General features: G+C 68.0%; 14 protein-coding genes. 8 read left to right on the top strand and 6 right to left on the bottom strand.

The window, feature by feature from the left end; all coding sequences use genetic code 11:
- Window positions 1-165: 165 nt before the first annotated feature.
- The 6 genes from prsT to ACQ4MM_RS02150 are packed head-to-tail and all read right to left on the bottom strand — an operon-like array spanning window position 166 to window position 10,955.
- On the bottom strand, window positions 166-2,922 hold the full coding sequence (gene prsT, locus ACQ4MM_RS02125; RefSeq protein WP_431475812.1) for an XrtA/PEP-CTERM system TPR-repeat protein PrsT: 2,757 nt from the start codon (window positions 2,920-2,922) through the stop codon (window positions 166-168).
- Window positions 2,923-2,950: 28 nt separating this feature from the next.
- Window positions 2,951-4,786, bottom strand: a complete 1,836-nt coding sequence (locus tag ACQ4MM_RS02130) for an asparagine synthetase B family protein (RefSeq protein ID WP_431475813.1) — start codon at window positions 4,784-4,786, stop codon at window positions 2,951-2,953.
- Window positions 4,787-4,801: 15 nt separating this feature from the next.
- Complete coding sequence (locus ACQ4MM_RS02135; RefSeq protein WP_431475814.1) at window positions 4,802-6,046, bottom strand: pyridoxal-dependent decarboxylase, exosortase A system-associated; 1,245 nt, start codon at window positions 6,044-6,046, stop codon at window positions 4,802-4,804.
- On the bottom strand, window positions 6,043-7,632 hold the full coding sequence (locus tag ACQ4MM_RS02140; protein ID WP_431475815.1) for an acyl-CoA ligase (AMP-forming), exosortase A system-associated: 1,590 nt from the start codon (window positions 7,630-7,632) through the stop codon (window positions 6,043-6,045). Before ACQ4MM_RS02140 ends, ACQ4MM_RS02135 begins: the two co-directional genes overlap by 4 nt.
- A gap of 51 nt (window positions 7,633-7,683) precedes the next feature.
- The gene (locus ACQ4MM_RS02145; RefSeq protein WP_431475816.1) at window positions 7,684-9,837 is read right to left on the bottom strand and encodes a GNAT family N-acetyltransferase; all 2,154 of its coding nucleotides are present in this window, start codon (window positions 9,835-9,837) and stop codon (window positions 7,684-7,686) included.
- Window positions 9,834-10,955 carry a DegT/DnrJ/EryC1/StrS family aminotransferase gene (locus tag ACQ4MM_RS02150; protein WP_431475817.1) on the bottom strand — a complete coding sequence of 374 codons (1,122 nt, stop codon included), beginning with the start codon at window positions 10,953-10,955 and terminating at the stop codon, window positions 9,834-9,836. Before ACQ4MM_RS02150 ends, ACQ4MM_RS02145 begins: the two co-directional genes overlap by 4 nt.
- 205 nt (window positions 10,956-11,160) lie before the next feature.
- On the opposite strand from ACQ4MM_RS02150, the gene ACQ4MM_RS02155 reads away from it, so the two are divergent.
- From ACQ4MM_RS02155 to ACQ4MM_RS02190, 8 genes are all read left to right on the top strand, one after another.
- The gene (locus ACQ4MM_RS02155) at window positions 11,161-11,409 is read left to right on the top strand and encodes an acyl carrier protein (RefSeq protein WP_431475818.1); all 249 of its coding nucleotides are present in this window, start codon (window positions 11,161-11,163) and stop codon (window positions 11,407-11,409) included.
- Between the two features lie 242 nt (window positions 11,410-11,651).
- Window positions 11,652-12,260, top strand: coding sequence for a hypothetical protein (locus ACQ4MM_RS02160; RefSeq protein ID WP_431475819.1), 609 nt, complete (start codon window positions 11,652-11,654; stop codon window positions 12,258-12,260).
- A complete protein-coding gene (locus tag ACQ4MM_RS02165; RefSeq protein WP_431475820.1) occupies window positions 12,253-12,669 on the top strand; it encodes a hypothetical protein in 417 nt (138 codons plus the stop codon). Before ACQ4MM_RS02160 ends, ACQ4MM_RS02165 begins: the two co-directional genes overlap by 8 nt.
- Before the next feature lie 234 nt (window positions 12,670-12,903).
- Complete coding sequence (locus ACQ4MM_RS02170; RefSeq protein WP_431475821.1) at window positions 12,904-13,539, top strand: hypothetical protein; 636 nt, start codon at window positions 12,904-12,906, stop codon at window positions 13,537-13,539.
- Window positions 13,500-13,781, top strand: coding sequence for a glycosyltransferase (locus ACQ4MM_RS02175; RefSeq protein WP_431475822.1), 282 nt, complete (start codon window positions 13,500-13,502; stop codon window positions 13,779-13,781). The genes ACQ4MM_RS02170 and ACQ4MM_RS02175 overlap by 40 nt, the downstream gene beginning before the upstream one ends.
- Window positions 13,738-14,079: a hypothetical protein gene (locus tag ACQ4MM_RS02180; protein ID WP_431475823.1), complete on the top strand. Its 342-nt coding sequence runs from the start codon at window positions 13,738-13,740 to the stop codon at window positions 14,077-14,079. The genes ACQ4MM_RS02175 and ACQ4MM_RS02180 overlap by 44 nt, the downstream gene beginning before the upstream one ends.
- Complete coding sequence (locus ACQ4MM_RS02185; RefSeq protein ID WP_431475824.1) at window positions 14,046-14,447, top strand: hypothetical protein; 402 nt, start codon at window positions 14,046-14,048, stop codon at window positions 14,445-14,447. The genes ACQ4MM_RS02180 and ACQ4MM_RS02185 overlap by 34 nt, the downstream gene beginning before the upstream one ends.
- Window positions 14,444-15,199 carry a tetratricopeptide repeat protein gene (locus tag ACQ4MM_RS02190; protein WP_431475825.1) on the top strand — a complete coding sequence of 252 codons (756 nt, stop codon included), beginning with the start codon at window positions 14,444-14,446 and terminating at the stop codon, window positions 15,197-15,199. The genes ACQ4MM_RS02185 and ACQ4MM_RS02190 overlap by 4 nt, the downstream gene beginning before the upstream one ends.
- The last annotated feature ends 126 nt before the right edge of the window (window positions 15,200-15,325 follow it).

Consider the following 15,325-nt stretch of genomic DNA (forward strand, 5'->3'; position numbering starts at 1 on the left):
TTACTAACTTTCTACATGTTGGCATGGCAGCGCCCGCCACACAATACCCATGAAGTAAATGTTGTGAAAATGACTCTACTGTTTTCAAGCAAACAATAGACATAGAGGAGGGGAGGCCCGCACGCGGCGGTGCGCGGGCGGGCTGGATTGCTTGAAAGTTGTTACTTATTCAAACTGCTTTTGCAAGTTACGTGCTTCATCGGTCTGGGCGAAGCGGGTATCGGCCAAGGCGGCCTGCAATTCCTTGCGGGCCGCGGCCTTGTCACCTTTCTTCCACAGCGCCGCCGCATAATGGCCACGGATATCGGCCGCCTTGGGCGCCAGGTCGCTGGCTTTCTTCAGGATCGGCAGGGCACGCTCGACCTGGTTCTGCTCGGCCAGGATCCAGCCCAGGGTATCCATGATGGTCGGGTTGTCGCCGGCCAGTTGCTGGGCTTTCTCGGCCGTGGCGAGGGCACGCTTGTCTTTGTCCTGCTGATAAGACCAAGCCAGGTTGTTGAGCGCCAGCACATTGTCCGGCGCCTTGGCCAGCACGCTTTCGAGTTGGCCGATGGCGGCTTTATACTGCTTGGCCGCAATGTTTTGCTCGGCTGCATACATCAGGCCGAACGGCTCGTCCGGGTGCGCCTTGCGCCAGCTTGCCATCTGGGCATCGGCCTCGGCGGCGCGGTTGGCGGCGCGCAGCGCGGTGGTGAGCTTGAGCAGCAGTTCCGGCCGCGCCGCCAGCGTGAAGGCTTGCTGATACGGCGCCACCGCCTGTGCCGGCTTGCCCGCTTGCACCTGCAGGTCGCCCTCCAGCAGAAAGCCGACCGGCAGCTTGGCCTGGGTTTTTTGCAGCTTGCGCGCCACCGCCAGCGCCTCGTCCGGCTTACCCTGCATCACGGCCAGGTCCGCTTGCATCAGCTGCGCCGGCACCGAATCCGGATCCAGGCTGAGCGCCTTCTTCACGCTGGCCTGGGCGCCCGGCAAATCCTTTTTCTGCACCTGCACGCTGGCCAAGTAAAGCTGGGCCTGCGGTGCCTTGGGCGCCGCGCCGGCCAGCTTGCTGTAGGTTTCGGAGGCGCCGGGCAGGTCGCCCGACATCTGCTGGGCCCGTCCCATGACTTCCAGCGCCAACGGCGCGGCCGGGTGCACCAGCAGCACCTTGCGCATATGCTCGACTGCCTTGGCCGGCTGGCGCGACTGCAGGTAATACGCCCCCAGGCGCACGGCCGGCAGCAGCGCGTCCGGGTCGACCGTGGCTGCCTTTTCCAGCCACTGGGCCGCTTCGTCGCGTTGCTTGGCACGTTCGGCCATCTGCCCCAACGCCGTCATCGCGCTGACATTGTCCTTGTCCTTCTCCAGCAGTTTCAGCATGTGCTGGCGCGCCGCCTCGGGTTTTTGCTCCATGATTTCGAGCTGGGCCAGGGTGACCACCGTGGCGTAGCTGGTCGGCGCCAGTTCGACGGCCTTGCTGAAGGCGGCGCGGGCGCCGGCCTTGTCTTGCTTGGACAGCAGCACATGGCCGCGCAGGACGTGCAGTTCGGGCTCCTTGCCGTGTCTGGCATCCTGCTTGGCCAGCACGGCCAACGCTTGCTCGGCGTTGCCCATCGCGAGGTAGGTGCGCGCCAGTGCGGTGGCGGCCGGCAGGGAATCGGGTTCCAGCTCGAGCGCCTTGTTCAGCATGGCCAGCCCTTTGTCACGCTCGCCCAGCGCGATGCGGGCGCCGCCCAGGGCGATATAGCCCGGGGCGCGTTTCGGGTTCAGCGCGATGGCTTGCTCCAGCAGGGCCGCGGCCTTGCCCGGCTCGCGCAGCAGCATATTGCCTTGCGCCGCCAGCTCGAGCAGACTGCCATCGCTGACCTGGCCCTTCAGGGTCGGTTCCAGCACCTTCAGCGCATCGGCCGGGTTGTTGGTGCGCAGCAGGGTTGCTGCCAGCAATTTGCGGGCGAAGGCATTGCCCGGATCCTTGTCGAGATAAGTGCGCAGCTTGGCCTCGCCCTGCTTCAGCGTGCCAAGCTGGAAGTCGACCGCGCCCGACAGCAGCAGGCTCGGCGGGTGGTTCGGCGCGCCCTTGGCAATCGCTTGCAGGTTGTCGCGCGCCGCCTTGTAATTGCCGCGCGAATAGTCAAGCAAGGCCTGGGTGTACAGGGTGGTCAGGCTGCGCGGCGCCGACTTCTTGGCCGCGTTGATGGCAGCCTGGGCCGAATCGAGCTTGCCGGCCACGATGTCCAGGTAGGCTTGCTCCAGGTTGGCGCCGCTATTGGTCGGATCCAGCTTGAGCACTTCGGCAAAGGCGGCGCGCGCCTCTTCCGGCTTGGACTGGGCACGCAGCAACTCGCCCTTGAAAGTCAGCGCATTGATATTGCTGGCATCCTTGGCAATCGCTTGCTCGGTCAGGGCCCGCGCGCCCTCCAGGTCGTTGCCGATGGCCGCCAGGCGCGCCATGCCGGTCAGCGCGTCGGCGCTGTTGGGCTCGGCGTCCAGGGCGGACTGGAATTGTTTTTTCGCCTCATCGAGCTTGCGCAGGCCAATCAGGGCTTCGCCGCGGAACGCCAGCATGGCCGGGCTTTGCTGGAATTTTTCCGTCTCGTCCAGCATCTTTTGCATGTCGCCAAGGCGCAGCAGCGCTTCCGCCAGCAGCAGTTCGCTCTCTGGCGGCTGGTACTTCAATTCCAGGGCGCGGCGCGCTTCCTTTTCCGCCGAGACCGCATCGCCCATCTGCAGCGACAGCTTGCCCAGCTGGTAGCGCGCCTCGCCGTTGTTGGGGTCCTTGGCCAGTGCATTCTTGAGCTGGATCTGGGCGCCTTTGCGGTCGCCCTTCTGCTGCAGCTGCTTGGCGTCGGCCAGCAGGCTTTCCGGGGTGTCGGATTTGCAGCCTGCCAGCAGTGCGCTGGCGGCCAGGGTGGCGGCGACAGCCAGCCGGGTTACGCGATATGCCATGTTGTCCCTCAGTTTCGTGATGTCGTTGTTATACGTTGCGATGGGCGCGGAACCATTGCTCCAGCATCATCAGCACCCAGACCATGGTGCCGTGGTAGCCGGCATGCTCTTTCAAATGGGTACCGACCAGTTGTTCGATGAAGTCGCCGCGCACCACCTTGCGTGTCTTGAGGTCGCTCAAGCTGTCCGCGGCCAGCTGCTGCAGGGCCTGGTGCTGCTGCAGCCAGACCCCGAACGGCAGGCCGAACCCATGCTTCTGCTTGGTGATGATGGCATCGGGCAAGAAGCCGCGCAATGCTTCCTTGAAGAACCAGCGCAACTGCGTGCCATTCAGCTTCTGTTGCGGGGTCAGGCCGGCCGAAAAAGCTACAACCGAGTCGTGCAGGAAGGGGAACGCCACTTCCACGCCGGCCAGCTCGCACGCCTTCATCACTTTCGGCAAGTCGTTGTCGGCCAGGGTGATCTGCAAGTCCAGCGCCAGCATGCGGTTGATCAGGGAACGCGCTTCGCTGCGGCCGTAATTGCGCTGCAGCGTGGCGATCGGGTTGCCGATGTCGGCCGCCGCCAGGAAGTCGTCGGTGAACACCTGCTGCGGGCCGTAGCGGCCCAGCAGGTTATAGGTTTCCAGGCGCGCCGGCATGCCGACCGAGGCTTGCTCGATATAGCTGCGCGCCTTGCGCAGCAGGCGCACCCGCTCGCCGCCCGGGAAGTTGAACACGGCCGGCTCCAGCAGGGCCTTGCGCACCAGGCGCGGCACCCGCTCGTACAGCTCGAACACATGCTGCTTGGCGTAGCGTTCGTTGCCGCCGAATAGCTCGTCGCCGCCATCGCCGCCGAACATGCGCTGCACGCCGTCGGCTTTGGCCATGCGGGCGCAGTAGAAAGCCGGCACCGCCGAAGCATTGCCGAACGGCTGGTCGAACACGGCCGCCACTTGCGGGATGGCATTCGCCACGTCGTCCGGCGTCACATAGTATTCATGGTGCCGGGTGCCGAAATGGCGCGAGGCCAGGCGCGCGTACTCCATTTCGTCGTAACCCTGGGCTTCGAAGCCGATCGAATAGGTGTCGGCCGCCACGCCGCCGACCTGGGTCAGCACGCCGGCGATGGTCGAGCTGTCGGTGCCGCCGGACAGGAAGGCACCCACCTTGCGGTCGCCCGCCGCCTCCTTCACGCTATGGCGCAGCACCGACAGGAATTCTTCTTTCAGCTCGCCGAACGAACGCTTGCCGTCTTCCTCGAACTGCATGCGCCAGTAGCTATGCTCTTCGACGCGGCCCTGGCGGTAATGCAGGTAGCGGCCAGGCAGCAGGCGCTGCTGGCCCTGGTACACGGTGCCGGGCGAGGGCACCATGTGGAAGTAGACGTAGTTGTACAAGCCCTGGTGGTCCAGCACGCCGGGCGTCAGCGGGTGGCGCACCAGGGCGTCGGCCGAACTGGCGAACACCAGGGTTTCGCCGGCCAGCTGCCAGTTCAGCGGCTGGATGCCCATGCGGTCGGTGGCCAGCAAGGCTTCGCCGCTGCGTTCATCGAGAATGGCCAGGGTGAAGCAGCCATGGATCCGGGCGCAGGTGCGCTGCGCGCCCTGCGACCACAGCGTGGCAACCGTGGCGGCCACGCCCTGCGCTGCGGCCTGGGCTGCCAGCGCCGGCTCGTCCAGGCGCGGCTGGCCCCACAAGGCCACCAGCAAGCCATCGCGCTGGTACACGTCGGCGCTGCCGGCCTGCGCCGCCACGGCCACGCCGCTACGCTGGCCGCAGCGCGCCTGCGGCACGCTCTGGTCGAAGCGGGACAACGGCGCCGCCATCTGCTCCAGCAATTCCGGCGCGGCGGCCAGTCCAATCCATCCACAGATCCCGCTCATATGCTTCCCTTCCGCTTACACGAAAACTTCGACTGCAGCCGGGTGGCTCAGGAAAGCCGCCGGGCTGGCCGTGGCGCCATAGGCGCCGGATTGCAACACCACCACCAGGTCGCCGGCCTGTGCCTGGCCCAGTTCCATCTCGTCGGCCAGCAGGTCGAGCGGCGTGCACAGCGGACCCACCACCGAAACCTGCTCGCGCGGGCCGCCGGCCACGCGGTTGCCGATCAGCACCGGGTAATTCTTGCGGATCACCTGGCCGAAATTGCCGGAAGCCGACAGGTGGTGGTGCAGGCCGCCATCGGTCACCAGGAACACCTGGCCGCGCGATTCCTTGCGGTCGACCACCCGGCACACGTAGGCGCCGGCCTCGCCCACCAGGTAGCGGCCCAGTTCGATCACCACCTCGGCGCCTTGCAGGCGCGGCCGCATTTCATCCATGATGCGCGCCAGGTTGTCGCCCACCGCAGCCAGGTCGAGCCGCTCTTCGCCCGGGAAGTATGGGATGCCGAAGCCGCCGCCGATATTCAGGATGCGCGGCGCGCGCGGCGCCGCTGCGGCCAGGCGCAGCGCCAGCGCGAAGGTTTTTTCGTGGGCGTCCTGCAGCGCGGCCGCCTTCAGGTTCTGCGAGCCGCTGAAGATGTGGAAACCGTAAAAGTCGAGCCCGAGATCGCCGATCCGCGCCAGCATGGCCGGCACGCGCTCGGCGTCGACGCCAAACTGCTTGGGACCGCCGCCCATCTTCATGCCGGACGATTTCAGTTCGAAGTCCGGATTGACCCGCACGTTCACCTTCGGCACGATGCCAAGGCGCTGGCCGATCACGGCGGCGCGCTCCATCTCGCCTTCCGATTCCAGGTTCAGCACGATGCCGGCGGCAATCGCGCAGGACAGTTCGGCCTCGCTCTTGCCCGGGCCGGCAAAGCTAATCTTGGCCGGCTCCATCACGCTGTCGAGCGCCACCCGCAGTTCGCCGCCGGAAGCGACGTCGATGCCATCGACCAGGGTCGCCATATGCTGCACCACCGCCGGCATCGGGTTGGCCTTCATGGCGTAATGCAGGTGCACGTCCTTGGGCAGGGCGGCGCGCAATTCGGCCACGCGCTGCGTCATGGCGGCGCGCGAATAAGCGTAAAACGGGGTCTGGCCGACGCGGGCGGCCAGGCGCGGCAGCGCGATGCCGCCGATCAGCAGACAGTCATCCTCGACCGCAAACTGCAGCAGTGGTGCGTGTTGCGGGCGGCGCGGTGCGTCCGTGTTCATGCGCCCTCCCCGAACACGTTTTCGTATTGGGCCGACAGCAGCTTGCGGTCGATCTTGCCGTTCGGGTTGCGCGGCAGGCTGGCCTCGGCGATCACCACCTTCTGCGGCAGCATATAGGCCGGCAGGTGCGGCTTCAATGCGGCCAGCAGGTCGGAGGCGGTCAGCGCCACGCCTTCGCGCGGCAACGCCACCACCACAATGGCCTGGCCCAGGGCCGGGTGCTTGACGCCCAGCGCGGCCGCTTCGGCCACCTGGTCGCGCGCATACACCACTTCCTCCACCTCGGTCGGCGAGACGCGGTAGCCGGAAGTCTTGATCATTTCATCGTTGCGGCTGATGAAATAGAGGAAGCCATCCTCGTCCTTGCGCACGGTGTCGCCCGACCACACCGCCAGCTCGGTCAGCGGCAAGCCGTAATGGCGCGGCGCGATCGGCTTGAAACGTTCGGCGGTCTTGGCCGGGTCGTTCCAGTATCCGAGCGAGACCAGGGCGCCGCGGTGCACCAGTTCGCCCGGCTCGCCCGGCGCGCATTCGGAACCATCGGGGCGCAGCACCGCCACTTCCGCATTCGGGATCGCCTTGCCCATCGAATCGGGGCGGCGCTCCAGTTCTTCCGGCGGCAAATACGTCGAGCGGAACGCTTCGGTCAGGCCATACATCAGGAACGGGCGGGCCTGCGGCAGCGCGGCACGCAGCGCATCGAGGGTCGGGCGCTGCATGGCGCCGCCCGAGTTGGTCAGGTAGCGCAGCGTGCAGTCGGCCGGCCAGGACAGCGGCGCCAGCTGGATCCACAGCGGCGGCACGGCAGCCAGGCCAGTGATCTTTTCCGCCACCACCGCGTTCAACACATCGCGCGGCAACAGGTGGTTGATCAGCACGGCAGTGGCGCCGACGTGGAAGGCGGTGGTGAGCTGGCTCAGGCCATAGTCAAAGCTGAGCGGCAGCACCGCCAGCAGGCGGTCGGCCGGCGTGTTTTCCAGATAGCTGGCGACGCTCTTGGCGCCGGCCACAATGTTGCGGTGCGACAACACCACGCCTTTCGGCTTGCCGGTGCTGCCCGAGGTGTACAGGATGGCCGCCAGGTCGCCGTCAATCACGCGGTGCGGCGCCGGCAGCGCAGCCGCCTGGCCGGCCGCCAGGGCGGCTTCCCAGCCCAGCACTGACACGCCCGGCACGGCTGCCGGGGCGCCGGCGCCGACCGCGATCACCAGCTTCAGGTCGCGGCAGTGGGCCAGCGCATCGCCCAGCAGGCGCAGGCGGTCGACCGAGGTCACCAGCACGCGCACATTGCAGTCGGCCAGGATGTAGGCCACCTGTTCCGGCTTCAGCAGCGGGTTGACCGGCACGAAGGCGCCGCCGGCCGCGGCCGCGCCGAACATGGCCGCCACGTTCTCGACGTTCTTTTCCATGTAGACGGCAACCCGCTCGCCCATGCCGAGCCCGTGCGCCAGCAAGGCATCGCGCGTGCTGCGCACCAGGCCGGCCAGCGCGGCGTAATCGAGGCGGCGGGCGCCATACACCAGCGCTTCAGCTTGCGGGCTGCGTGTTGCGCTGTGGAAAATGAACTCATGTACCAGGTCGCTCATGCGGCGGCCCTCCTGAAGAAATCTGGATCAAATGACAATTGTATGTGCAACTCATTGCTCCGGCAAAGCACGGCGCCAGCCGGCTTGCCCCGCTGCGTGCGCGCGCTCACGCTGGCGCAGCCGGCGCGTGGCACGGCCGATAGTTTCATGCAAGGCACCGGCCAGGCCGGCCAGGCTGCGTGGCTGATACGCCACAATGCCCCAGCGTTCGCGCCGTTCGCTCATCCAAAGTTGCTTGTAAGGATCGTCGCCCTGCAGGTAATCGACTTCCTGCACCTGCTCGACTTCCATCACATGCTGCATCAGGTAGGCGCTCAGCAGGGTGCCCGGGGCATACGGCTTGGCTGACTCATCATAGGCCAGCTTGTAAATCATGGCCTTGCCATTGCGCACAATCCAGAACTGGGCGGCAACCGCTTTGCCATCCAGCCAGGCCAGGCCCAGGCGCAGGCTGCCCTGGGCGGCGCACAGGCGCATCAGGCCGGGCAGGAAGGCCGGGTAGGGTTCCGGCACCTTCCAGCTATGCGCATACACCGCCTCGTAGGCGGCGATCGCTTCCGGCAGGCGGGCGCCGCCGGTGACGATTTCCAGGCGGCCGCCGGCTTGCCCGAACTTGCGGCCCATGCGCTTGAGGGTGCTGCGCACGGCGCCGGGACGCGCCGCCAGGTAGGCCGGCCAGTTGCTGTCGGTGGTCAGGAACCAGTTACCGAACGAGAAATACTCGAACGGCAGCCAGCCCAGCTTGCGCAGCGCATCGAGCAACACCTGGTAGGCATGGCTGGACGGGTCCATCGGCTTCATGGTCAGGTGGCTGGCGCCGGGGAAATCGCGCTGCACGGCGGCCAGCAGCACCAGCAGGTCGGCCGCCTTCAGGCAAGGGTTGAAGGCCGGCTGGTAGAGCGAAGTGTAGAAGTTGCTGAGCGCGTGCAGCTGCCAGCCGCCGCTGTGCTGGAGCGCGTGCAGCGGCAGCACCGCCTGCACCAGGCCGTCGCGCCGCAGCACGTAAAAGCGCACCACGTCGTCGCAATCCATCACGGTTTCGATCAGGTTGCGGTACCAGTCGCAGCCGGCATCGCTGCTGCCCTGCCCGGCTTGCTCGATGCAGGCCCGCACGTCGTCCGGCAGCGCCTCGACGCTGCCGATCGCATCGACCGTGTAGCGGCCGTTGGCCAGGGCCTGGCGCTGGCGTTGCTGGCCGCCCAGCACCTGGCGCAGCTTGGCCAGCGCTTCCACCGCGCTGTAGCGGTACAGGGTGTCGTGCTGGATCCAGCGCTGGGCGGTGCCCCATTCCAGCAGGTTCTGGTCGGCATCGGTGTAGAACTCGATCACCTTGCCGGCAAACTGGCTGAAGGCGCGCCGCAGCAGTTCATGCAGCAGCAGGCGGCCCGGCGCATAGCGCGCGAACTCGGCATCGTAGGCGGTCTTCATCATGACCAGCATGGCGCCGCGCACCAGCACCAGGCGCGACGCCACCAGGCGCTCGCCGAACCACAGTTCGTACACCAGGCCGCGCCCCTCCTGTGCCGCCTCGACCAGCACGCTGTGGTAGAACGGCAATTGGCCGCCGTGGCTGATGGCGGTGCCTTCGCGCCCTTTCCAGCTGGCGCCTTCCAGCGCCGCGTAGCGCGCCACGGCATCGCCTACTTCGGCCGGCGTGCTCACTTCGGCGAAGCGCGGCGCCAGGCCATCGGTGACGGCGCGCTTCTGGTAGCGGCGCATATTCGATTGCAGGCCGCGCGAGCGCGCCGCCCAGTAATCATCGAAGCTGCCCTGCAGCGTGACCTGCATGGTCAGGGCATGGTTGCTGTGCAGCTGGAACGGCCGGCAGACTGCGTTCACGCCGCCCACCAGCGGATCGTTGCACAGCAGGTCGAGCTGCACGGCGCCGGCCGGCAAGCTGCGGCACAGGCCGTCAAGCAGGGCGCGCTCGGCCACCAGGGTGGGGCCGATCTGCAACTGCGGCGGCAGGAAGCTGGCCCAGCGCATCCGGCTGTGCGGGCGCAAGATGCACATGCCTTGCAGCTGGCCTTGCTGCTCGAGCCAGAACAGCTGCTCGTCGCCGCGGCCAAAATGCTGCAGCAGGGCAGCGACGAAACGGCTGTCGAGCAAGGGGTGGTTGCCGCCCACGCGCTGGTTCAGCGCATCCCAGCGCGCGGCGTGGCTGCCCAGTCCGCCGCGCAGCGGCGCCGATTGCCAACGGTTCATGCGAGCACCCTCCGCAACTGGCTGCCCATCCACTCAAGCTGGTCCGCTTCCAGGCCCTGGTGGCAAGGCAGGTGCAGCAGCTCCCGCCGATAACGCGCGGACACCGCGCAATCGCTGCTGGCCAGCTCATCCCAGCGCCAGATCGGCAAGCCGGCCCGCTTCAGCGCCGCGAAGCGGCTGTCGTCGGCCAGCAGCAGCGGGAACATATAGGGCGCGCAGCCGTCGGGCAGGCTGGGCCACAGCGGGCGCGCCCGCGCCAGGCCGGCCACCAGGGCCGACCAGGTGGCGTAATGCTGGCGGCGCTGCCCGGCCAGCCGCTCGAGCCGGCTATGCCGCATGATCCAGCGCGAGCCGGCCAGGCCGCTGCTGGCGGCCAGCGCCGGCTGGTACTGGTGGGAAGGCGCGCGTTCGCGGCTGCGCACGTCGGTGCCGCAGGCATGCTGGGCGGCGGCCTGCACCGGCGGCGCCGACGGGCGCCCGCGCCGCCAGGCGTCGCGCCAGCCGCGCACTTCCTGCAGCCAGCCGCGCGGCGCCAGCGCCTGCGGCGCGGCGCCCCACAGCATGCCGCCATCGGCGCAGCCAAAGTATTTCGAGGGGCTGGCCACCACATAGTGGCCGCTGCCCGGCTGGCACAGCGCGGCGCGCTGCAGCGCCACCGGCCAGGCATGGGCGCAATCTTCCACCAGCGCCACGCCGTGGCGGCGGCACAGGGCCTGCACCGCCTCCAGCGTGGCAGGGGCCTGCGGCACGCCGAAGTAATGGGTCAGCAGCAGCGCCGCCACGCCGCCTTCCTGCAGGCGCGCCGCCAGCGCGTCGAGGTCAGGGCCGAGGTCGCCGTCCAGCGGATAAAACCGGATCGCGCCGTCCAGCGCCAGCGCCGGGTCGAGCATGGTGCGGCAATGGTAGGCCGGCGCCAGCAAGGCGCCGCGCGCACCGACCCCGGCCGCCGCGTAGGCTGCCGCCAGGGCATAGCGCCCGCGCACGAAGTGCTGGCCGTGCGCCGGCCAGGCCGGCCCGGCCAGCAGGCGCAAGTCGCCCAGGCGCAGCCCGGGCAGCACCGGCACGGCGGGTGGCGGGAAGTGGCAGGCAGACGGATCGAAACGCACGAACTCCAGCATCGGGGTGCCCACCGGGCTAGTTGAATCAGCTAAGCTTATCACTCGGCCATGTTCCTCAGCAAAGAATAGTATTGGCACGGTATTTTATTCTAAAAGCAACAATAAACATGCGAAATCGGCAATAATTTATTTTTTGCCCGGAATCGCACAGCGGGGCTTCCGGGGGCAGGTATACTGCGCACTGACCGCAATCCTGGAGCATCACATGTATTTGGAAGAAGTAAAAACCATCCTGATCGACGTCCTGGCACTGGGCCCTGGCGGCCAAGCACTGGACCAACACTCGGCCCTGCTGGGCAGCCTGCCGGAGCTTGATTCTATGGCCGTCGTGCAGCTGATTGGCGCGCTGGAGGAACAATTCGGCTTCAGCATCGACGACGACGAGATCAGCGCCACCACCTTTGCCACCCTCGGCAGCCTGGCGGCCTTCGTGCAGCACAAGCTGACCGCGTAAGGCCATGGCCCCGGCGCCCCAAGCCTTGTTCCTGGCGCATGGCGCGGCAGCGCGCTTTGCGCTGTACCATGCGCCGGCGGCGCCCTGCCGCGGCGCCTGGCTCTACCTGCATCCGTGGGCCGAGGAAATGAACAAGGCGCGCCGCATGGCCGCGCTGCAGGCGCGCGCCCTGGCCGCCGCTGGCTGGGCCGTATTGCAGCTCGACCTGCACGGCTGCGGCGACAGTGCCGGCGACTTTGGCGATGCGGACTGGGACAGCTGGCGCGCCGACGTCGCGCTCGGCATGGACTGGCTGCAAGCCACCCCTCGGCGCACAACTGCCGCAGGCGCCCGGCTTGTGGGGGCTGCGCCTGGGCGCCCTGCTGGCGCTCGACTATGCCGCGCAGCCGGTGGGCGCGGCGCCGGCGCAGCTGCTGCTGTGGCAGCCGGTATTGCAGGGCAATGCACACCTGACCCAATTCCTGCGCCTGCGCGTGGCCGCGCAAATGCTGGGGGACGGCGTGGCCGACGGCGGCACCGAAGCGCTGCGCGCCACGCTGGCCGGCGGCAGCGCGCTGGAAGTGGCCGGCTACACCCTGGCGCCCGCCATGGCCGGCGCGCTCGACCGGCTCGACGCCAGCCGCCTGCCGCCGCCCTGCCCCGGTCCACTGGCTGGAACTGGCGCCGGCCGAAGGCCGGCCGCTGGCGCCGGTCTCGCAGCGCGTGCTGCAAGGCTGGCAGGCGGCCGGGGGTCGATGGGCCGCGCCCAGTGCGTCGCCGGGCCGGCATTCTGGGCCACCCAGGAAATTGCCGAAGCGCCGGCGCTGCTGGCGGCCACCTGCGCCATGCTGCAGGAGGCTTGCCATGCTTGACGAGCGCGCACTGGCTTTCGACTGCGAAGGCGAGACCCTGGTCGGCATCCTCAGCCCGGCCGCGGCAACGGCGCGGCGCGGCGTGCTGGTTATTGTCGGCGGCCCGCAATACCGCGCCGGCAGCCACCGCCAGTTCGCCCTGCTGGCGCGCCACCTGGCGGCGCAGGGCATCCCCGGCGCTGCGCTTCGATTACCGCGGCCTGGGCGACAGCAGCGGCGCCGCCCGCACCTTCGACGACGTGGCCGCCGACATCCCGCAGGCGCCATCGACGCCTTCCAGGCCGCCGTGCCCGGCTTGCAGGAAGTGGTGCTGTGGGGCCTGTGCGATGCCGCCGCCGCCGCCCTGTTCTACGGCCAGCGCGATCCCGCGCGTCAGCGGCCTGGTGCTGCTCAATCCCTGGGCGCGTAGCGCGCGCCGGCCTGGCGCGCAGCACGCTCAAGCACTATTACTGGGCGCGCCTGCGCGACCCCGGCCCTGTGGCGCAAGCTGGCACGCGGCCCAGTTCGCGCTGGGCGCGTCGCTACGCTCGCTGCTTGGGTTGGTCGGCGCGGCACGCCGCGAGGCCGCGCCGGACGCCGCGCCGGCCATATCCTCCGTCGCCACCCCCCGCCAGCCCTGCCGCGCGACGGCAGCGCACCACCGTTGACGCCCGACCTGCATGCGCGCCTGCTGCACGCCATGCAAGCCTTCCAAGGCCGGGTCCTGTTCATTTTCAGTAGCGCCGACCTGACGGCGCAGGAGTTCCTCGACATGTGCAAGGCTTCGCCGAGCTGGCAACGCCTGCTGGCCAAACCGTCGGTGCAGCAGCATACGCTGGACGGCGCCGACCATACCTTCTCGCGCCGCGCCTGGCGCGACCAGGTCGCCGACTGGACCGGTGGCATGGGTGGCGGCATGGTGAAGCGCGTCCTGATGGTGGCCTTCCACTTCCCGCCGCTGCGCGGCAGCAGCGGCATCCAGCGCGCGCTGAAGTTCGTGCAATACCTGCCGGCGCTGGGCTGGCAACCGCTGGTGCTGTCGGCCCATCCGCGCGCCTACGTCAACCAGGGCCCGGACCAGATGGCGGAGATCCCGCCCGAAGCCGTGGTCAAGCGCGCCTTTGCCATCGATGCCGGGCGCCACCTGGGCCTGGCGCGGCCGCTACTTCGGCTTCACCGCCTGGCCAGACCGCTTCGTCAGCTGGTGCCTGGGCGCCGTGCCGGCCGGCCTGTCGCTGGTGCGCAAGTACCCGCCCGCAAGTGGTCTGGAGCACCTACCCGATTGCCAGCGCGACCCTGATCGGTTACCTGCTGCACAAGCTGAGCGGCCTGCCGTGGGTGGTCGACTTCCGCGACCCGATGACCGACGAGTTTTACCCGCGCGACCCGAAGGTGCGCGCGATCCAGCGCTGGATCGAGCGCAAGGCCGTGCACCATGCGGCGCTGGTAGTCTGCACCACGCCCAGCGCGGTGGTGACCTACACCACACGCTACCCGCATGTGCCGCGCCAGCGCTTCACGGTGCTGGGAAAACGGCTATGACGAGGAAAACTTCCGCAGCGCCGCTGCGCTGGCGGCGCCGGCGCCGGCCGGGCGCCCGTTTACGCTGGTGCACAGCGGCATCATCTATCCGTCCGAACGCGACCCGGTGCCGCTGTTCCGCGCGCTGTCCGAGCTGAAAGCGGCCGGCGCCATCGATGCCAGCCAGCTGCACATCGTGCTGCGCGCCACCGCCCATGACAGCTATGTCGGCGCCCTTGCTGGAAGAACACGGCATTGCCGACCTGGTGAGCCCTGGCGCCGCCGGTGCCGTACCAGGCGGCGCTGGCGGAAATGCTGACGGTGGACGGCCTGCTGCTGCTGCAAGCGAGCAACTGCAACCACCAGATCCCGGCCAAGCTGTATGAATACCTGCGCGCGCGGCGGCCGATCATGGCCCTGACCGATGCCGCTGGCGATACGGCCACCACCTTGCGCGCAGCCGGTGTCGACACGATCGCGCCGCTGGACGACAGCGCCGGCATCAAGCAAGGCTTGCTGCATTTCCTGCAGCTGGCACGCGCTGGACGCGCGCCACTGCCCACGCCCGCCGCAGTGGCCGCCGCCTCGCGCCAGGCCCGCACTGCCGAACTGGCACGCTTGTTCGACAGCGTGTTGCCGCAGTCTCTCGCCTTGCCCGCCACGGCAAGCTCACCGGAGGAAGTATGAAGATTCGCATGTTGATGTTGGCCGCCCTGTGCGCCAGCGCCATTCCCGCCAGCGCCCGCAACTACTGCGGCGAGCCGACCGGCCAGGAGTGGGATTACCGGACTGCCACGCCGCAGATGATGTCCGTGCTGGAAGGGCGCCACTTCACCGAAGATATCGAGATGGGCATCGCCGGCTACTCCGGCAAGCAAGGCGATATCGGCGCCGAATACGACTATACGCTGACCAAGATGCCCAACCATCCGCGCGCCCTGAATTCCGTGGTGCGCCTGGCGCCGCGCTATTCGAGCGGCAAGATGCCGGGTGGGCGCATGCTGATCGAGTGCTATTTCGAACGCGCCGTGCGCATCTTCCCGGATGACCCCACCACCTGGTTCGCCTATGCGCGCTACCAGTTCTTGAAGGGCAAGGATGCCCAGGCATTAACCATGATGGAAAAGGCTTACGAGATGTCGCCGGACGATGCCTCCATCAATTACAACCTGGGCCTGGTCTACGCCAAGCAGAAAAAATACGACCAGGCCTTGCCTTATGCGCAGAAGGCGTATGCGCTCAAGTTCCCGCTGCCGGCACTGAAGCAGATGCTGGTCAAGGCCGGCAAATGGGTGGAACCGCCGCCGATGCCGGAAGAACCGGCCGAGCAGGCGGAGGCGAACGCCTCCGCGGCTGCTGCGGCTTCAGCGGCTGCTGCGGCTTCAACGGCTCCGGCAGCTTCGGCTACATCCACCGCGTCGGCGGTCAAAACCTGCTGACCCGGCCACAGCGACCAAGCCATGATGCAACTGCTGTGGCGTCGCGGTGCGGCTGTGGCCTTCTTTGGCCTGCTGCTGGCGGCGGCCAGCATCTACCCGGCACCAAAGCTGCTGCTGGCCGTGCTG

The organism is Massilia eburnea (genome assembly GCF_050709955.1).
GTDB lineage: Bacteria > Pseudomonadota > Gammaproteobacteria > Burkholderiales > Burkholderiaceae_D > Rugamonas > Rugamonas eburnea_A.